This is a genomic window from Streptomyces sp. NPDC059679, assembly GCF_042734105.1.
Taxonomy (GTDB): Bacteria; Actinomycetota; Actinomycetes; order Streptomycetales; family Streptomycetaceae; genus Streptomyces.
Map to the genome: position 1 here is coordinate 39,536 of NZ_JBHWES010000053.1, position 17,325 is coordinate 56,860.

Annotated in this window: 18 protein-coding genes; 13 read left to right on the forward strand and 5 right to left on the reverse strand. The window is 70.2% G+C overall.

Features of this window, described 5'->3' with window-relative positions; genetic code table 11:
- Nucleotides 1-130: 130 nt before the first annotated feature.
- From ACFV2X_RS39445 to ACFV2X_RS39460, 4 genes are all read left to right on the forward strand, one after another.
- Nucleotides 131-502, forward strand: a complete 372-nt coding sequence (locus tag ACFV2X_RS39445; protein WP_385626153.1) for a BlaI/MecI/CopY family transcriptional regulator — start codon at nt 131-133, stop codon at nt 500-502.
- Entirely contained in the window at nt 499-1,446 is a 948-nt protein-coding gene (locus ACFV2X_RS39450; protein ID WP_385626107.1) for a M56 family metallopeptidase, read from the forward strand. Before ACFV2X_RS39445 ends, ACFV2X_RS39450 begins: the two co-directional genes overlap by 4 nt.
- A gap of 63 nt (nt 1,447-1,509) precedes the next feature.
- Complete coding sequence (locus ACFV2X_RS39455; protein WP_385626108.1) at nt 1,510-2,322, forward strand: hypothetical protein; 813 nt, start codon at nt 1,510-1,512, stop codon at nt 2,320-2,322.
- A 151-nt stretch (nt 2,323-2,473) separates the two neighbouring features.
- Nucleotides 2,474-3,376, forward strand: coding sequence for a hypothetical protein (locus ACFV2X_RS39460; protein WP_385626109.1), 903 nt, complete (start codon nt 2,474-2,476; stop codon nt 3,374-3,376).
- On the opposite strand, the gene ACFV2X_RS39465 is transcribed toward ACFV2X_RS39460, so the two are convergent.
- The 3 genes from ACFV2X_RS39465 to ACFV2X_RS39475 are packed head-to-tail and all read right to left on the reverse strand — an operon-like array spanning nt 3,357 to nt 6,266.
- Nucleotides 3,357-4,778: a sensor histidine kinase gene (locus ACFV2X_RS39465; protein WP_385626110.1), complete on the reverse strand. Its 1,422-nt coding sequence runs from the start codon at nt 4,776-4,778 to the stop codon at nt 3,357-3,359. The genes ACFV2X_RS39460 and ACFV2X_RS39465 overlap by 20 nt on opposite strands.
- Nucleotides 4,775-5,437 carry a response regulator transcription factor gene (locus ACFV2X_RS39470; RefSeq protein ID WP_385626111.1) on the reverse strand — a complete coding sequence of 221 codons (663 nt, stop codon included), beginning with the start codon at nt 5,435-5,437 and terminating at the stop codon, nt 4,775-4,777. The genes ACFV2X_RS39465 and ACFV2X_RS39470 overlap by 4 nt, the downstream gene beginning before the upstream one ends.
- A complete protein-coding gene (locus ACFV2X_RS39475; RefSeq protein ID WP_385626113.1) occupies nt 5,412-6,266 on the reverse strand; it encodes a DUF427 domain-containing protein in 855 nt (284 codons plus the stop codon). The genes ACFV2X_RS39470 and ACFV2X_RS39475 overlap by 26 nt, the downstream gene beginning before the upstream one ends.
- 213 nt (nt 6,267-6,479) lie before the next feature.
- Between ACFV2X_RS39475 and ACFV2X_RS39480 the strand changes: the two genes are divergently transcribed.
- The 3 genes from ACFV2X_RS39480 (at nt 6,480) to ACFV2X_RS39490 (ending at nt 8,624) form a co-directional block, all read left to right on the forward strand.
- Complete coding sequence (locus ACFV2X_RS39480) at nt 6,480-7,049, forward strand: hypothetical protein (RefSeq protein ID WP_385626115.1); 570 nt, start codon at nt 6,480-6,482, stop codon at nt 7,047-7,049.
- A gap of 104 nt (nt 7,050-7,153) precedes the next feature.
- Entirely contained in the window at nt 7,154-7,555 is a 402-nt protein-coding gene (locus tag ACFV2X_RS39485; protein WP_385626117.1) for a nuclear transport factor 2 family protein, read from the forward strand.
- 91 nt (nt 7,556-7,646) lie between these two features.
- The gene (locus ACFV2X_RS39490) at nt 7,647-8,624 is read left to right on the forward strand and encodes a pyridoxal-phosphate dependent enzyme (RefSeq protein ID WP_385626154.1); all 978 of its coding nucleotides are present in this window, start codon (nt 7,647-7,649) and stop codon (nt 8,622-8,624) included.
- 77 nt (nt 8,625-8,701) lie between these two features.
- Here the strand turns inward: ACFV2X_RS39490 and ACFV2X_RS39495 are convergent, their stop codons facing one another.
- Entirely contained in the window at nt 8,702-9,127 is a 426-nt protein-coding gene (locus ACFV2X_RS39495; protein WP_385626119.1) for an organic hydroperoxide resistance protein, read from the reverse strand.
- A gap of 89 nt (nt 9,128-9,216) precedes the next feature.
- A complete protein-coding gene (locus ACFV2X_RS39500; protein WP_385626121.1) occupies nt 9,217-10,863 on the reverse strand; it encodes an FAD-binding oxidoreductase in 1,647 nt (548 codons plus the stop codon).
- Between the two features lie 447 nt (nt 10,864-11,310).
- Between ACFV2X_RS39500 and ACFV2X_RS39505 the strand changes: the two genes are divergently transcribed.
- From ACFV2X_RS39505 to ACFV2X_RS39530, 6 genes are read left to right on the forward strand one after another with little or no spacing between them, the layout of a single operon-like run.
- Nucleotides 11,311-12,960 carry a fatty acyl-AMP ligase gene (locus ACFV2X_RS39505; protein WP_385626122.1) on the forward strand — a complete coding sequence of 550 codons (1,650 nt, stop codon included), beginning with the start codon at nt 11,311-11,313 and terminating at the stop codon, nt 12,958-12,960.
- Nucleotides 12,957-13,229 carry an acyl carrier protein gene (locus ACFV2X_RS39510; protein WP_358636658.1) on the forward strand — a complete coding sequence of 91 codons (273 nt, stop codon included), beginning with the start codon at nt 12,957-12,959 and terminating at the stop codon, nt 13,227-13,229. The genes ACFV2X_RS39505 and ACFV2X_RS39510 overlap by 4 nt, the downstream gene beginning before the upstream one ends.
- Nucleotides 13,230-13,232: 3 nt before the next feature.
- Nucleotides 13,233-14,066 (forward strand): acyl-ACP desaturase, encoded by an 834-nt coding sequence (locus ACFV2X_RS39515; protein WP_385626123.1) that lies wholly within the window; start codon nt 13,233-13,235, stop codon nt 14,064-14,066.
- The gene (locus ACFV2X_RS39520; RefSeq protein WP_385626124.1) at nt 14,066-14,365 is read left to right on the forward strand and encodes an acyl carrier protein; all 300 of its coding nucleotides are present in this window, start codon (nt 14,066-14,068) and stop codon (nt 14,363-14,365) included. The genes ACFV2X_RS39515 and ACFV2X_RS39520 overlap by 1 nt, the downstream gene beginning before the upstream one ends.
- Nucleotides 14,358-15,602 (forward strand): aminotransferase class I/II-fold pyridoxal phosphate-dependent enzyme, encoded by a 1,245-nt coding sequence (locus ACFV2X_RS39525; RefSeq protein WP_385626125.1) that lies wholly within the window; start codon nt 14,358-14,360, stop codon nt 15,600-15,602. Before ACFV2X_RS39520 ends, ACFV2X_RS39525 begins: the two co-directional genes overlap by 8 nt.
- Nucleotides 15,599-17,323: an AMP-binding protein gene (locus ACFV2X_RS39530; protein ID WP_385626126.1), complete on the forward strand. Its 1,725-nt coding sequence runs from the start codon at nt 15,599-15,601 to the stop codon at nt 17,321-17,323. The genes ACFV2X_RS39525 and ACFV2X_RS39530 overlap by 4 nt, the downstream gene beginning before the upstream one ends.
- Nucleotides 17,324-17,325 lie beyond the last annotated feature (2 nt).

Consider the following 17,325-nt stretch of genomic DNA (forward strand, 5'->3'; position numbering starts at 1 on the left):
GTACGGAACAGAGCGGGCGTACGGAACGGAACGGCAGGGAAACGGGGCGGGGCCCTCGGGCCTCGCGACGACTACAATCCAGTAGACGGTCTACGACACTGTAGACGAAGAGGGGAGAGACGGCATGCCGATGGCCGAGAAGCAGCCCGAACGCAGACCCGCGGGTGAACTGGAAGCCACCGTGATGGCCGCGCTCTGGGCCGCTTCGGGGCCGCAGAGCCCCGGTCAGGTGCAGCGAGGCTTGGAGACCTCCCTGGCTCGTACGACGGTGACCACGATCCTGACGCGGCTGTACGAAAAGGGCGTCATCGGCCGGGAGCGGTCCGGGCGCGGCTTTGCCTACTTCCCCCTGCAGGACTCCCACGGGCTGACCGCCCGGCGCATGCACCAGGAGCTCGACCGCGACGAAGCGCGCGAGGTCGCCCTGGCACGCTTCGTCGACCAGCTCAGCGATGACGACGAGCGCCTGCTCAGGGAGCTCCTCGAAGGGGGTGATCAATGATCGCCCCGCTGCTGGTCGCGCCGTTGGTCCCGCTGCTCGTGCCCTTCGCCGTGCCGCCCCTCGCCCGGCGCGCCGTCGCCCGGCTGACCCCTGCCGCCGCGCTGTGGTGCCTGACCGCGACCACGGTGGTGCTGGCCGTGTGCTCACTGGCCGCGCTCGGCACCCTCACGCTGTACGGCCTGCTGGCTCTCCCGCCGTTCGCCTCGTTCGGAGAGCTGATCCATCCGCTCGGCGCCGCGCCCGGTCTGTTTCCGCTCGCCGCGGCCGCCACCGGGGCGCTGGCCGTGTGTGCCTGGGCGCTGCCGCGCTCGGCGCTGCGCCAGCTCGGTGAGTACCACGAGGCCAAGGAGGCGGCAGACGCCCAGCCCACGGCCGGCGACCTCTGCGTGATCGACAGCCCTGACCCTGACGCTTACGCCCTGCCCGGCAGCCCGGGCCGGATCGTGGTGACCACCTCCATGCTCCGCAGCCTGAGCCCGGCCGAGCGCGAGGCGCTGTTCGCCCATGAGCGGGCCCACCTCAGCGCCCGCCACCACTACCACCTCGCCGCCGTCGGGCTCGCCGCGCACTGCCACCCCGGGCTGCGCCCGGCCGGTGCCGCCGTGCGGCTCGCCGCGGAGCGAGCCGCCGACGAGGCCGCGGCAGCCGCCACCGGCGACCGGCAGCTCACGGCCCGGGCCATCGGCCGTGCGGCCCTCGCCACCCGCTCCGCCCAGCGCCGCCCCACCGTCGCCCCGGCCGCCACCTCCGGGCCGGTGCCGCAGCGGGTGGCGGCGCTACTGCGGCCACCGCTGCCGGGGGTCCGCGGCAGGTATCCCGCGGCGGTGGCCGCGGGCGTGCTCCTCGCGCTCTCCGCCTGCCTCTCGCTCGCCGGAGCGGGGGCCGGAGCGCTCACCCTCCACCAGAACGTCGAGATCGCCCAAGGAGAGAGACCGGGCGGGTGAGTCGGAGCGCTGTGCTACGGCGGTCAGGATGCGTTCAGGTGTTCGGTGCCACCGTCGCTGTCCATGACCTATGAAACGTCTGAGACTGCCGCTCCGGCGCGGCAACGGCTGCGCTGGAACAAGGTGCCCGAGGTCACCGTCTACTTCTGGACCATCAAGGTGCTGTGCACAACGGTCGGGGAGACCGCGGCCGATCTGCTGAACGACAAGGCGGGCCTCGGCCTGACCGGTGTGTCGGCGCTGATGAGCGCGTTGCTGGCGGTGGTGCTGGTGGTGCAGTTCCGTACGAGTGCGTACCGAGCGGCTGTGTACTGGCTCGCGGTGGCTCTGATCAGCGTCGTCGGCACGCTGATCAGTGACAACCTCACGGACAACGTGGGCGTGCCGCTGCAGACGAGCACCACGGTCTTCGCGATCCTCCTCGTGGTCGTGTTCGCCGTCTGGTACCGCCGGGAGCGGACGCTGTCCATCCACCACATCGACACCACGAGCCGCGAGTCCTTCTACTGGCTCGCGGTTCTGTTCACCTTCGCCCTCGGCACCGCCGCCGGTGACCTGGTCTCCGAGCGCATGGACCTCGGCTACTGGCTGTCCGCCGTCCTGTTCGCGGCGGCCATCGCCGCGGTGGCCATCGCGCATTTCGCACTCGGTCTCGACGCGGTGTGGAGCTTCTGGATCGCCTACATCCTCACCCGGCCGCTCGGCGCCTCGATCGGCGACTACCTCTCCCAGCCGACGGGGGACGGCGGCCTGGGCCTGGGCACCGTGATCACCAGCGCGCTGTTCCTGGCGGTCATCCTCGGTCTGGTCGGGTACCTGGGCGTGACGCGCAAGGACGTCACCGAATCGGAGCGAGCCTCGCGTCACGTGGCCTGACCTGCCGAACGGCACACGTTCAGGATGCGTACAGGCTCTCTGTGCCACGGTCGGAGAGGTCGGCCGCCGTCGGCGGTTGCTCATCCCTCAGGGCGCTGGTCCCGGTCCCGGGGCCGGCGCCCTGTCGTTCGACCGGACAGGAGAAGTTGTGTTGGGGAAAACAGCGGTCCTCACCGACCTCGACGTGGCGAGCACGCCGGGTACGACCAAGTCGGTGATGAAGAAGCTGCCTGAGGTCACGCTGGCCTTCTGGATCATGAAGATCGCCGCGACGACCTTGGGCGAGACGGCGGGCGACCTCTTCTCGCAGACCCTGAAGCTGGGCTACTTCCTCACCACGATCGTGCTGTTCCTGATCTTCGTGGTGACCCTGGTGGTCCAGCTGCGATCCAGCCGCTACAACCCGTTCTTCTACTGGACGGTGATCCTGTCGACCAGCATGGCCGGCACCACGATGTCCGACTTCATGAACCGCGACGCCAGCGCGAAGTACCTCTCGAACGGCGCGGCGAAACTGGGCTGGGGACCGCAGGGCCTCGGCCTCGGCTACCCCGCCGGAGCGGCGATCCTGATCTCGATCCTCCTGGCGATCTTCCTCGCCTGGAAGCTGAGCGGGATGACCTTCCAGATCCGCGACATCGTCACCTTCAGGGGCGAGGCCCTGTTCTGGTCGGCCATCCTCGTCTCGAACACCCTCGGCACGTCCATGGGCGACTTCCTGTCCGACAGCTCCGGCCTCGGCTACGCCGGTGGCGCACTGCTGGTGACCGGGGTGCTCGCCCTGCTTGTGGCGCTGATGAAAGTGCCCGCGGTGTCGAACGTGCTGCTTTTCTGGATCGCCTTCGTCCTCACCCGCCCGCTGGGCGCCACCGCGGGCGACTTCCTCACCAAGCCGGTCGCCAAGGGCGGCCTGGATCTCGGTACCGCGGGCTCGTCCGCCGTCCTGCTCGCCGTCCTGTTCGGCCTGATGGCCTATGCCCAGGTGCGGGAGCGCAGGACCGCCGACGCACCGGTGACGGAAGAGCGCAAGCCGGTCACCCGGCAGGGAGGCTGACCGTGAACCTGGCGCCGGGCGAGTGTCCGGGGTCGTAGGAGACCTCACCGCCGACGGCGCGGGCCAGGCGGCGCGCGAGTGGCAGCCCCAGACCCGCGCCGTCGTGCCCGTCGCCGGAGTCGGCGCGCCGACCGGGCTGGAACAGCTCGGCCACGAACGCCTCCGGCACACCAGGGCCGTCGTCGACGACATCGATCCGCACGGCGCCGGGGACCTTGCACGCGGACACGGTCACCCGGGAGCGGGCGTAGCGGATGGCGTTGGCGAGCAGGGGGCTGAGGATGCGCTCGAGGAGAGCGGGGGCGACCCCCGCCTCCAATACCCCCGCCTCCAATACCGAGGCTCCCGCCGCTGTCGCGATCTTCACCTGATCAGGTGTGTCGAGGTGCTGGAGCAGGCGGTCCAAGACGGGCACGACGTCGGTTGATCCGGGTGCCGTCGCCGGGTCCAGGGTGTTCTCGCGGGCGTCGTTCAGGAGGGTGTCGCAGATTGTGCGCATGGATTGGGCGGCCTCGGCGATCGCCCCTTGGACGGCGCGGGTCTCGGCGTCTGTGCGGGGGCGGGCCCGCCACCAGTCGAGTTCCATGACGATCCGGGTGAGCGGCGTGCGCAGTTCGTGGGACAGCTCTCCCGTCAGCTGCTGTTCATGGCGCAGTACGGTCCGTATGCGGTCCAGAAGCTCGTCCAGTGAGATACCCAGACGGGCGAGTTCGACCGGCTGATCCTCCGCGCCGAAGCGCTCGTCGGAGCCCACAGCGCTCCACTGAGTGGCCTGCTCGGTCATCGTCCGCACCGGGCGCAGTGCCCGGCCGACGGACAGCCGGGTGAGTACGTATGTGCAGCCGAGCATCACGGCGTCCAGAATGAGTGACCCCAGCAGCAGGGTGTCGGCCGAACTGCGGTAGGGAGCCAGGTCCAGGGCGGTGACGACGGTGGCGGTGGCATGGCGGCCGGCGATGGGCTGGGAGCACAGCCGGGCGGGCCGGTGATCGTGGACGGTTACACAGGCACGCTTCTGCCGCGCGGCCAGCCGGTCGACGTCCTGGGTCAGCGGACTGTCGGCCGTGGCGGACGGCGGCTTCTCCAAGAGACGGGTTCCGGCGTAGATCCACACGTTCGCGTCAAGGACACGGTCGTTGACGGTCTCCAGGACTCGTACCCGGGGGCCGCTGGTGTCGATGGTCGTGGCCACCGCTGCCACCCGATTGCGCAGTTCGTCATCCGCCTGATGCTGCAGGTGCCGGTCCATCACAGCGTTGAACACCACGGTCAGGATCGTCATCAGCAGAGCGGCGGTGGTCAGTGCCACGAGGGAGAGGCGGCCGCGCAGGGTGCGCGGCGCAAGGCCACGGAGCACACGGAGCACACGGCAGGCACGGAAAGCCCGGAAGGCACGGTTCATGACAGGCGGTGTCCGACGCCCCGCGCCGTATCGATCGTCAGGCTGCTGCCCGTCTCACGCAGCTTGCGGCGCAGTCGGCTCAGATACTGGTCCAGGGTGTTGTCACTGACCTGCGCGCCCTCCGGCCAGCCGGCCCGCACCAGGTCGCGGCGGCGTACGAGCGTCCCGTCCGCGGCGACAAGCGTGGCCAGCAGCCGGAACTCCGTGGGGGAGAGGCCCACGCGGACACCGTGCACGGTCACGCCGTGATCCACCGCGTCGAGGGCCAGATCACCGGTTGTGGCGATGGAGCGGGGGGCGGTTCGTCTGAGCGCGGCGCGCAGCCGGGCGGCCAGTTCGGCGAGATGGAAGGGTTTGGGCAAGTAGTCGTCGCCCCCGGCGGAGAAGCCGGACAGCCGGTCGGTGAGCTGGTGTCGGGCGGTCAGGAAGATCACGGGGGCGAGAAAGCCGTTGGCACGCATCGCCTGGCATACGTCCCTTCCGTCCGCGTCGGGCAGGCCGACGTCCAGGACGGCCGCCGCGAGGTCGGCGGTGGCCAGCCGCAGGGCGGTCGCGCCGTCGGCGGCCGGGACGGGTTCGAAGTTCTCCTCGTACAGTCCCCGGCGCAGCACGTCCCGCAGGGCGTGATCGTCCTCAACAATCAGGATCTTGGGGCGCATCATCCTCCGTCGGCCCACCGGCTCCGGTCGATCGTCTACGCAACTGTAGACGAACGGCGGCCGGGTCGGCGGGGCGTGGCAGTGGCGTGCCGTCGACGTACAGGTCGACGTGTTCGTTGTAGAACGCGACCAGCCCCGCGATGCGGTTGACGTGGGGCGTGGGGAAGTCGTAGGCCCAGGCGATGTCCTCGTGGGTGGAGGAGTCGCTGTCGAATGACCAGTAGCCGCTCGTCGTCCCCTTGTACGGGCAACTGGTCACCGTGTCGGTGGGGCGCAGCCGGGGCCAGGTGAGGTGTGTGCGGTCGAGGTAGTAGCGGGTCGGCAGGCCGGTCTCGAACAGCTTTACGCAGTGCGGCGCGTCGGCCAGCACGACGCCGTCGAGTTCGACGCGGACGCTGCTGGAGGAGCGCAGCGCGTCCACCCGGGAGTAGGGGCTTCTCGGGTGGACGAAGACCTGTTCGTCCTCCTCGAACCAGGACTCCAGGGCCTTCCACTCGAAACGGGCGGTGCCGAGCAGGGGCTCGGGGGCGCCGTCGGTCCAGAGCCATGCGGCGCCTTGGCGGACCTCGGATCCGACCTGTAGGGAGTGGCGCCGCGCGGGGCCGGGGGCCAGGGGTTCGGTGTGGTGGTCATCGGTCAGGACACCCTCGGCCATGTCCTCGATCGGGATGCTGAATTGGGGATACGCGGGCCACTCCCATACGTACAGGGCGCGCCGGGTGTCGAAGACGACGTGGCCGCCGATCAGCCCCCGGATGCGTCGCGGTACGGGCTCGACGTGGCCGACCGGGACGATCAGGCTCGGGTATCGCACGCTCTCGGTCGCCATCGGTGGTCGCCTCGACTCGCGTCCCTTGGCATGGTCGCGTGGCATGTCCGCGCCCTCCCTGGCCTGGGGCTATCGCATTTTGTCTGGAATGTTACCGGCTGTGGGGTGATGGCACCTCGGCCGGACCCCCGGAGCGGGCTTGCTGCGGGGAGCCGTTTAGGGTGGCGTGTGCTCGTCAAAGCCTGATCGGCTGTTTTCCCACGGGGGTAGTACATGCATCGCCGTTCCGCACGCCTTGTCGCCGTCGCCGCGGTCGGGTTGTTGGCCCTGACCGGCTGCGGGAAGAAGGACAGGCACAGCAACGGAAGCGACGGGCTCGGGGGTGGCGGCTTCATCTCCGGTGGCGGCAGTGGCGGCGCGTCGTCCGGCGCCAGCGGGGTTCCGACCGATCTGCCCACGGACCTGCCGACCGACCTGCCCTCGGGTGTCCCCTCGTCCGCGCCGTCGTACGGGACCCCGTCGGACTCACCCTCCGTGCCGAGTACTTACGACCCGGAAGGGCTCGACGAGACCGACGGCAGCAACTGCAACTACGACCCGTCGACCCAGCAGCTCAAGTACGACGTCACCATCACCAACGCGGACATGACGCGGGGCTACAGCTACAGCGTCGCGGTGAGCTGGAACGATCCGTCGGGCGGCCTCATCGGGTACCGGCACAAATACATCACGGTGCTCGCGAACTCCACCAAGACCGTCACCATGGCGGACACCACCAGCTACAGCAAGCGGACGTCCATCACCTGTCAGATCACCGCGGCGGACAAGACCCCGGCGTCCTGAGTCTCGCCGCGCCAAGTTCCTGAGGTATATGACGCCAGGTGTCATATACCTCGCCGAGGATGCAGCCATCAGGCCGTTGAACGACGCGGCCGCTACGGAAGGACATGGCTGTGACCGCGACCGACACCAAGCGGATCGCCGAGGGCTACGCCAAGGCGTGGACCAGCGGGGATGTCGAGACCGCACTGGGTTTCCTGAAGGAGGACGTCGTCTGCGACGCGCCTCCCGGCCGGATCGAGGGTGTTGCGGCGTACCGTCCGTTCACCCAGAAGTTCGTCGACGTCCTGACCAGGGCGACCGTGACGAAGGTGCTCGCCGATGAGGAGAGCGCCGCGATCGTCTACAGCTTCGACACTCAGTGGATCAAGGACTTCCGCTGCGCGGAGTACATGACGATCGAGGACGGCAAGATCAAGCACATCACCACGATCTTCGACCGTCTCCCGGCGGCCGAGGCGGCGAAGGCGGCCGAGGCGGCCCAGGCAGCCAAGAACGCTCAGGGCTGATCACGCCCAGGCATTATCAAGGTCGTCCCACTGCACAGCGAAGGCGGCCAACGTGTCCGAAGAGCATCAGGAAACCGTCCGGGCCCACTTGATGAGCCGGCCCACGCCGCTGGAGCCCGCGCCGCGGCTGGCGCGGGCGGTCGGGTTGGAGCCGGGTGACCTGTGGGTCAAGCGTGACGATCTGATCGGTCTGGGTGGCGGCGGCAACAAGGTCCGCAAGCTGGAGTGGACCGCCGGCGCCGCCCGTGCCGAGGGTGCGACCACCCTGGTGACCAGCGGTGCCGCGCAGAGCAACCACGCCCGGCTGACGGCCGCGGCCGGTGCGCGGCTGGGCATGGACGTGGTGCTGGTGCTGGCCGGGGCGCCGAGTGAGGGGATGACCGGCAATATCGCGCTCGACGGTCTGTTCGGCGCACGCGTTGTATGGGCCGGGCAGGTGGGCGAGGCGGAGCTGGAGGCCGTCGTGGCTGCGGTGGCCGAGGAACTGCGCGGGCAGGGGGCCCGGCCGGCGGTGATTCCCTTCGGCGGCTCCAGCGTGCTGGGCGCCCAGGGCTATGTCGAGGCGGGGCGGGAGCTGCTGGAACAGGTTCCCGATCTGTCCACGGTCGTCGTGGCCCTCGGCTCGGGCGGCACCATGGCCGGGCTTGTGCACTCCCTGGGCGCCGAACGGGTGCTGGGGGTGCACTGCGGGGCCGTCGCCGACCCCGAACAGACCGTCAGCCACCTGGTCGGCGGTCTGATCGGTGGACTGACCGGCGGCGGCCCCGCTGCCGCGCCCCTGCGGCTGCGTCTCGACCAGGTCGGGCCCGGCTACTCCACGCTCACCGAGCCGGTCATGGACGCCCTCACCACCGCCGCCCGCACCGAGGGCATCGTCCTGGACCCCATCTACACCGGCCGCGCCCTGGCCGGTCTCATCGCGGCCGTCCGCGACGGCCAGGTGCGCCCCGGCCGGCGTACGGTGTTCCTGCACACCGGCGGGTTGCCCGGCCTGTTCGGGCATGCCGAGACGCTGGCGCGGGCCCGTTCCGCCGTGGCCGACACGGCCGTGCGGTGGCCCCGTACCTGAGAGCCGTCGTTCTGGCAGCCGTTGTTCCGAGAGCCGTTGTTCTGACGGCCCCGGGGCTGTCAGGCGCTCTGCTTCGCTCAGGCCGCGGTCGCTTCGATGGTGACCGGGATGTTGCCGCGGGTGGCCTTCGAGTACGGGCAGACCTGGTGGGCGCCGGCGCCCAGTTCCTCGGCGGTCCGCTGATCCACGCCGCTCAGTTCGACGCGCAGAACGGCGCTGAGGCCGAACTCGTCCGCGTCGTCGTGGCGCAGTGTGACGGCCGCGGTGACCGCCACGCCCTTCAGGCCGGTCTTCCGCTCCGCAGCGACTCTCCTGACCGCCCCCATGAAACAGGCCGCCCACCCCGCGGCGAACAGCTGCTCGGGGTTGGTGGCGCCGCCGGCGCCGCCCAGTTCCTTCGGGATGGCGAGCGTGGTGTCGAGGAGGCCGTCGTCGGCCGCGACGCGGCCTCCGTTGCGCCCCTCTCCGGTCGCCGTGACAACGGCGGTGTATGTGGCAGCCATGGAGATTCCCTCTTCTCGTTACCGTCACCTGTTTGGGTGGTGACGATATTGGCGGCCGCGTGCGTCACCTGTCAAGGGGGTGACGAATGTCAGGGGCGGATCGAGAGTGCGTGACGGAACACCTCGCGCGGGTCCCAGCGCGCCTTGGCCGCGCGCAGGCGCGGGTGGTTGTCCTTGTAGTAGAGGGTCTGCCAGGCCGTGCCCGAGGTGTTCCAGTGCGGGTCGGCGAGGTCGGTGTCCGGGTAGTTGATGAACGCGCCGTCGGCGGCCTCGCCGGGTACGGGGACGCCGCCGCTGTCGGCGAACAGGTCCCGGTAGCACTCGCGGATCCAGGTCAGATAGTCAGGCCCCTGATCGGGCTCGGCCCAGGACGCGAGGCAGGAGAGCTTGATGACGGAGTCGCGGTGCGGCATGGCCGTATCGGCGGCGGACAGGGCGTTGACGGCGCCCCCGTAGGTGTTGAGGACGACGCTCCCGGCGACCACATCGGTGTCCGCGCGGATGAGGTGGCGGTGTACGACGGCGAGCTGGGCATCCGTCAGGCGGCGCCGCAGGAAAGCCGACTTGATCTTGATGTGCCAGTCGCCCACCGCCTCTCCCGAACCGTTCAGCGCGGCGGTGAGCCAGGGCAGCCGCTGGACCTTCAGGTTGCCCGGCCGGGTGGTGCCCGCGCTCACCGCGCCGAGGAAGCCGTCCAGGAGCCGGCGGTCCGCGCCGGGCTCCGCGGCGACCTGGCCGAGGAGCAGATGGGCTCCGGCCGCGCGGCGGGTCAGGGCGAACTCGGCGTACAGCGCGGCGTTCTCGTCGTCGGCGGCGCCGTGCCGCTCGGCCCACCGGCCGTGGTTGCGGACCATGCGGGTGAAGCGTTCCTCGTCCATCCCCTCCCAGCTCCAGTCCGCGGTGAAGGTGAGCGCGGTCCTGGTGGGGGTGGGCAGCATCCGGGCCGGGGCCGTGTCGTCGGCGGCCTCGGGGGAGCGGAACCAGAAGCGGGTCACGACGCCGAAGTTGCCGCCTCCGCCGCCCGTATGGGCCCACCACAGCTCGCGGTTCGGGTCGTCCTCCTCCCTGGTGGCCACGACGGCGCGCACCTCGCCCGCGTGGTCCACGACGACGACCTCCACCGCGTAGAGATAGTCGCTGACGAGCCCGAACAGTCGGCACAGCGGCCCGTATCCGCCACCGGGCACATGCCCGCCCGCGCCCACCTCGGCGTGGTACCCGGCCGGTAAGGTCACGCCCCAGCCGAGGTACAGCTTCCGGTACACCTCGCCCAGAGTGGCCCCGGCCTCGACGACGAACGCCCGGCGCCGTTCGTCGAAGGAGACATCCGCCATGGGCGACATGTCGATGACGGCCTTGACATCGGGGTTGTCGACGAAGTCCTCGAAGCAGTGCCCGCCGCTGCGGACGGCGAGCCGCGCCCCGGACCGGACCGCCTCCCGTACGGTCCGTACGACGTGCTCCGTCGAGCCGACCAGGTAGACATGGTCGGGCCTGCCCCGGAAGCGGTTGCTGGCGCCCCGCGCGACCAGATGCGCGTAGCGAGGGTCGGCGGGCGACACCCGCAGCGGGCCCTCGGGCAGCCACCCCGGCGCACACGCGCCGGAGCCGGCGGCGGCACCATCCGGAGAGGTGGCGGCCGCCCGGGCCGCGGACGGGGTCAGCGCCAGCCCCGCGCCCGCCGCCGACATGGCCCGCAGGACGGTGCGCCGCGCCTGCTTGTCGTGTGAACTCATAGTCGGCTCCTGGCTGTTCGGGGGAAGTGGTGTCGTGCTCCATGCGGTGGCGCACATCCGACGGTAGGGAGATACGGCGGCCCTGAGAGGTGGGCTACACAGGGGATCCGGGGTACATCCCGCACCACTGCGCCACGGGGGTTTCCACCCCCGACTCCCCCCGCCGCGCGGGGTCACGGAGTCCCCCGGCGGCACGCGCGCCGCCGCCCACCCCCTGAGGTTGATCCGGCGTGCCGCGGAAGGTTGATGCCGGACTTCCGCTCTGGTTGCAGCGCTGACTACATCGGGTGCCGGATTCCGTGGCGTGCGAGCCTCGGTATTTTCTTGCCGTGTCGTACGACGCCGGGGACCGAAAATGCGGCCCGGCAAAACGATGCCCCCTTACCAAGGGGTGTACGTGCACGCGGAGGTTTCCAGCACGTGAGCTTTTCTCGTGTCATCGCTCGGTTGTCATCAACGTCCCAGGGGTTCACGTTCGTCTCCGGGGATTCCACTGACTTTCTCAGCTTCGCGGAGCTGAAGGCCGCCGGTGAGGACTTCGGCAGGAGGCTCGCCTCTGCGGGTTTTCGGCGAGGTGACCGCGGCATTCTGATGCTGTCCGGTCAGCGTGAGTTCATCGTCGCCTTTATCGGTATGGTGCGCGCCGGAGTCATCCCCGTACCGGTGTTCCCGCCGGCCATGCTGACCCGGATCGAGGCATACCGGGAGCGCCTGCACTCGATCCATTCCTCATGCGAGCCGCGGCACATCATCGCCGACGAGTCGCTTTTCGACATCTGCGTCGACGCGGTGGGGACCAAGCCCATCGGCTACGCGGAGCTCGCCGCTGGGGAGCGGACCGGGGAACTGGTGGAGTCGGAGGGCGGGGAACCGCTCTTCCTGCAGTACACCTCCGGCTCCACCGCCATGCCCAAGGGCGTCGTGGTCACCCACGACAACCTCTTGGAGAACGCCCGGGCCATGGACCAGGCGCTGGGGACCTCCGGCGAACGCGACCGGTTCGTCAGCTGGCTGCCGCTGTACCACGACATGGGGCTCATCGGCTGCATGCTCGGGCCGCTGGTGTACGAGGTGCCCGTCTGGTTCATCCCGCCCTACGAGTTCGCGCGCCGGCCCACCACCTGGCTGGACTGGATGTCCAAGATCTCCGCCACCTTCTCCTACGCCCCCAACTTCGCCTACGAGCTGGTCACCCGCCGGGCGACCGACAAGCAGATGGCCGGCTGGGACCTGTCCGCGTGGCGGGTGGCGGGGGTCGGCGCGGAGCCGGTCCGGCCGCGGACCATGCGGGAGTTCGCCGAGCGTTTCGCCGACGCCGGGTTCGACGCGAACGCCATCACCCCCTCCTACGGGCTGGCGGAAGGCACCCTCGGGGTGGCCTTCACCACGATCGGCGACGGGCTTCGCACGCTGTCGGTGGACCGCGCGGCCTTCGAGGAGCGGGGTGCCGTCTGCCCGGTGGACGTCGCACCTGGGGCCGAGGCGACCGGGACGCGCGAGATCGTCTCCTGCGGGCCGCTGCTCAGCGGCTGGGAGGCCCGTATCCGCGCCGCCTCCGGCGAACTCGCCGACGAGCCCGGCGAAGGGCAGATCGAAGGGCAGATCGAGATCCGCGGAGGGAGCGTCGCGCGCGGTTACTGGGGGGCGCGCGAGCTTTCCGAGGAGACCTTCCGGGACGGCTGGCTGCGCACCGGCGACCTCGGCTTTCTGCGCGACGGCGAGCTGTATGTCACCGGCCGGACGAAGGACCTGGTCATTCACCACGGCCGCAAGTACCACCCGACGGACATCGAATGGGCCGCTCTGGGGCTCCCGGCGGTCCGCCCGGACCATGTGATCGCGTTCTCCACCCCCGACGAGCGCCTGGTGGTGGTCGCCGAGCACAAGCCGGCGAGCGCGCCCCCGGACCTCGCGAAGCAGATCGCCACCCGGGTCCGCGGTTCGGTCGGGGTGACGCCCGACGACGTGGTGCTGGTGAAGCCCGGCACGCTGCCCAAGACCAGCAGCGGCAAACTGCGGCGCGCCGCCTGCCGCGACGCGTATTCCCAGGGCGCGTATTCCCACAACGGCCCCGCGGGCCATGGAGGAGCCAAGTGACGACCGCCGATCTGACGGAAGAAGAAGCGCTCAGCATCGTCGCCAAGGCCGCGGCGCAGGTGGACGCCCGGCTGGCCGAGCGTACGTTCACGCTGGCGGACGACATCGGGGAGATCGGCCTCGACTCGGTGGCCACCCTCGAGCTGATCGTCTCCATCGAGGACCAGACCGGGCTCAGCTTCGACGACGACGTGCTGTTCGGGGTCAGCACCGTCGGCGATGTCGTCGAACTGATCCGGGGCGGTAAGCCCGCGGTCCGGGAGGGCTGAGCCGTGGACCTCCTTCCCGAGGAGACGCTGTACCGGCAGTACATGGAGTTCTTCGAACTCGCCGAGCGCCGCCGCCGCTGGAGTGTCTTCGACGATATTCCGTGGGACAAATGGCAGGAGCAGAGCCGGGACGAGAGCCTGGCCCAGTGCGCGGAGACGTTCCTGGGCGTCGAGATGTATCTGCCGGACTACGTGGCCGAAGGGCTCAATGTCGTACGGGAATCCTTCGGGCAGGCGTGGTTCCAGGTCAACTGGGGCTACGAGGAGTCCAAGCACGCGCTCGCCCTGAAGGAATTCCTGCTGCGCACCGGACAGCGCACCGACGAGCAGATCCGGGAATTCGAGAAGAGAGTGCTGAGCCGGCGGTGGACGATGCCGTTCTCCACGCCGCGCAGAATGTTCGTGTACGGCGCCATCCAGGAGAAGACGACCTGGATGAGCTATCGGCAGCAGCTGAACCGGGCCCGTGACCTCGGCGATCCGGTGATGGCCGAGATTTGCCGCTACATCGCGCGGGACGAGGCCGCGCACGCGGATTTCTACCGGCGCACGCTCCAGGCATGCCTTCAGGAGGACCACGAGGGCACGCTCAAGGACATCGCGCATGTGGTCAAGGAATTCAAGATGCCGGCCTACGACCTGCTGCCCGACTACGACAAGCGGCTGGCCGTGATGCAGGTCATCGGCATCGACCGCGAGGTGTTCTTCCGCGACGTCCTCATGCCGACGCTCAAGAAGGTCGGCGTCAGCCGCCGCGATCTGGTCAGGGCCCGGGGACAACTGCGCCAAGAAGACGGGGAACGCCGGGACGGCCGGGACCAAGGAGAGGACGCGTGATGGCAGAGCAGTCGACCCGGGTGACGGATGACGAGGTCATGAAGGTGATCCTGGACCACCTGGTGGTCCGCGGGGTGTCCGCCGAGCGCATCGTGCGCGGCGCGACCTGGAAGGCCGACCTCGGCATCGACTCGCTCGACATCCTCACCCTCACCCAGGAGCTCGAGGACACCTTCCACGTGAAGATCGGCGAAGAGGACGCCATCGACCTCCGCACCGTAGGGGACGCCATCGACTACATCGTGCGCGTGTCCGGCGGCGGTGCCCAGACCGAGGGCGAGGGGGCCCACGATGCCTGAGTACACGGCGAGTTGGCTCAAGGACCTGCAGTCGTCGGAGTTCGTCACCGCGTACCACCGCGGCGTCGCCAACGGAAACCTGCCGTTCTTCCGTAACGCGGAATCCCTGCTCGACCCGGTCGTCACCATGGAGGGGACACCGCGGCTGATGCTGGGGTCGCCCAACTACCTGGGCCTGGCCAGCCATCCCCGTGTGCTGGCCGGCGCCAAGGCCGCGGTGGACCGCTACGGCACCTCGCTCACCGGCTCCCGGATCCTCAACGGCACCACGGCCCTGCACCGGGAGATGGAGGAGGAGCTGGCGGACTGGCTGGGCGTCGAGTCCACCCTGCTGTTCACCACCGGCTTCCAGACCAACATCGGCACCATCAGCGCCCTGGTGGGCGTGGGCGACACCGTGGTGTCCGACTCCTTCGCACACGCCTCGATGCTGGACGGGGCCGGGCTCTCCCGGGCCAAGCTGCGCGGCTTCCGGCACAACCGGATGGATCTGTTCGCCGACAGTGTCCGCCGGGCCAAGGCCGACGGCGGCCGGATCCTGGTCATCCTCGACGGCCTGTACTCGATGGAGGGGGACCTGCCGCCGCTGGACGAGATGCTGGACATCTGCCGCGAGAACGACGCGGCGGTGATGCTGGACGAGGCGCACTCCCTCGGCGTGCTCGGCGAGCACGGCACCGGCGCGGCCGAGGTCTTCGGCGTCCAGGACCAGATCGACATCCGGATGGGCGCCCTGTCCAAGGCGCTGGCCGGCGTCGGCGGGTTCATCGCCGGCAGCCGCGAGCTGATCGACTACCTGCAGATCACCGCGCGCGCCTTCGTGTTCACCACGGTCGGTGTCCCGGCGGCCCTGGGCGGTTCGCTGGAGGCCATACGTATCCGCCGCTCGCCCGAAGGCGACCAACTCGCCGAGCAGCTGCGCCGCAACTCCCGCTTCCTGCGCACCGAGCTCAAGGGCCTGGGCCTGCCGATGGGCCCCGACTCGGACCTGCCCGAGCGGACGACGCCCATCATCCCGGTCATCCTCGGCGACGACGACCTGGCCATGGAGTGGTGGCGGCAGCTGTACGACCGCGGGGTGTTCACCGGTGTGGCGCTGTACCCCGGTGTCCCGCCGACGGGCGCCATGCTGCGGATCTGCCCGATGGCCACCCACACCCAGGCCCAGCTGGAACAGGCACTCGAGGTGTTCGCCGAGGTGCAGAAGGTGATGAAGCGGAAGGCGGGCACCCCGTGACCGGTGCGTCGCCCGGCGCCGCTCCCTCACCGCTGCTGTCCTGGCTGGTCGACCCGCGCACCGACCGCGGTATGCGCTTCGCGCGGGGCTCGGGCGAGTGGGACCGCTACAGCTACGCCGATCTGGCCCATCTGGTCTCCCTGGCCAGCGCGGCCTTCCGCGCCCGGGCGCGGAAGGACCGCCCGGGCGTGGTGCTGGCCACGCCCAACAGCGTCGGCTTCGTCACCGGTTACTTCGGTGCCGTCAACGCGGGGCTCGTCCCCACGGCCATCGCGCCGCCCGCCCGCTTCGGCGGCCGCGAGGACTACGTACGCCATGTCGCCCGCGTCCTGCGGCTGACCCGCGCCTCGGCGGTGGTCGGCGACCCGGTGCATCTGTCCATACTGCGAGATGCCGCCGACGCGGCGGGCGAGGACGGCGGCGGCCCGGTGGCCGTGCTCTCCAGCGACTTCTCCACCGGCACCGAGACCGACCGGCTCAGCGCGGTCCCCGCCGCCGAGCTGGCCACCCTCCAGTTCACCTCCGGCTCGACCAGCAGCCCCCGCGGGGTGCGCATCACCTGGGCGAACATGGAGGCCAACGCCCGCGGCAACAGCCGGCTGATCGACTACGACGGCGCGCTGCGGACCGTCAGCTGGGTGCCGATGTACCACGACCTGGGGCTCGTGGGCTGTCTGATGACCATCGTGTCCCAGCAGGGCGATCTGTCCCTGATGCGCCCGGAGCAGTTCATCTACGACCCCCGGCGCTGGATCGACTGCATCGCCCGGGAGGGGATGGCGTACACCGCGGCGCCGTCCTTCGGATTCGCGTACGCGGCCCGCAGGCTCAAGCCCGAGGATCTCAAGGGCGCCGACTTCTCCACCCTGCGCTCGGCCACCCTGGGCGCGGAGCGCCACGATCCGCGCGGGCTGTGGGAGTTCACCGAGCTGTGCGAGCCGTACGGCTTCGACCCCGCCGTGTTCACGCCCTGCTACGGCATGGCCGAGATGACGCTCGGCATCACCGGACACGCGCCGGGCACCGTACCGCAGGCGGTCCACCTCGACTGGGAGTCGCTGGCCCCCGAGCAGCCGGTCAAGATCCTCGCCCGCGGCACCCTGCGGGACGCGGGCGCGGCCGACAGCCCCGCCCAGTGGCTGGTCAGCTCGGGGACCCCGATCGAGGGCGTCTCGCTGACCGCCGTGGACCCCGAGGGCCGGCCGCTGCTCGACGGCTACCTCGGCGAACTCCTGCTGTCCGGCGACAGCGTGGCCGCCGGGTACGAGCCGCCGGACGCCGAGAGCTCGTCCCGGTTCGCGGGCGGCAGCGTGTACTCCGGAGACGCCGGGTTCCTGCTGGACGGCCAGACGTATGTCATCGGCCGACTGGGCGACGCCCTGAGCGTCCGCGGCCGCAACATCTACGCCGAGGACCTGGACGCCCGGCTCGGCGACACCCCCGGTGTGGACCGCTACCGCTGCGCCACCCTCGTCGACGCCCGCCGGATCGTGGTGCTCGCCGAACTGGAGCCGGGGGAGTGGGCCGAGCGGCTGGCCGAGGCGCTGTCCCTCTACATCGGCGGCGTCGTGGACGTCACCGTCTTCAGCTGCCGACGCGGCACCATCCAGCGCACCTCCAGCGGCAAGCCCCGGCGCCGCCTCATGTTGACCCAGTACTTGGACCAGGAACTGCCCGGCGAAGTGGTCGCCCACCGCCCGCAGCGCCCCGAGGAAGGATGAGT

Bases quoted from the DNA above. Each gene is read 5' to 3' on its own strand.
- ACFV2X_RS39445 (WP_385626153.1), top strand. From the start codon at position 131: ATGGCCGAGAAGCAGCCCGAACGCAGACCCGCGGGTGAACTGGAAGCC.
- ACFV2X_RS39450 (WP_385626107.1), top strand. From the start codon at position 499: ATGATCGCCCCGCTGCTGGTCGCGCCGTTGGTCCCGCTGCTCGTGCCC.
- ACFV2X_RS39455 (WP_385626108.1), top strand. From the start codon at position 1,510: ATGACCTATGAAACGTCTGAGACTGCCGCTCCGGCGCGGCAACGGCTG.
- ACFV2X_RS39465 (WP_385626110.1), bottom strand. From the start codon at position 4,778: ATGAACCGTGCCTTCCGGGCTTTCCGTGCCTGCCGTGTGCTCCGTGTG.
- ACFV2X_RS39470 (WP_385626111.1), bottom strand. From the start codon at position 5,437: ATGCGCCCCAAGATCCTGATTGTTGAGGACGATCACGCCCTGCGGGAC.
- ACFV2X_RS39475 (WP_385626113.1), bottom strand. From the start codon at position 6,266: ATGGCGACCGAGAGCGTGCGATACCCGAGCCTGATCGTCCCGGTCGGC.
- ACFV2X_RS39480 (WP_385626115.1), top strand. From the start codon at position 6,480: ATGCATCGCCGTTCCGCACGCCTTGTCGCCGTCGCCGCGGTCGGGTTG.
- ACFV2X_RS39485 (WP_385626117.1), top strand. From the start codon at position 7,154: ATGGCTGTGACCGCGACCGACACCAAGCGGATCGCCGAGGGCTACGCC.
- ACFV2X_RS39490 (WP_385626154.1), top strand. From the start codon at position 7,647: ATGAGCCGGCCCACGCCGCTGGAGCCCGCGCCGCGGCTGGCGCGGGCG.
- ACFV2X_RS39495 (WP_385626119.1), bottom strand. From the start codon at position 9,127: ATGGCTGCCACATACACCGCCGTTGTCACGGCGACCGGAGAGGGGCGC.
- ACFV2X_RS39500 (WP_385626121.1), bottom strand. From the start codon at position 10,863: ATGAGTTCACACGACAAGCAGGCGCGGCGCACCGTCCTGCGGGCCATG.
- ACFV2X_RS39520 (WP_385626124.1), top strand. From the start codon at position 14,066: ATGGCAGAGCAGTCGACCCGGGTGACGGATGACGAGGTCATGAAGGTG.
- ACFV2X_RS39525 (WP_385626125.1), top strand. From the start codon at position 14,358: ATGCCTGAGTACACGGCGAGTTGGCTCAAGGACCTGCAGTCGTCGGAG.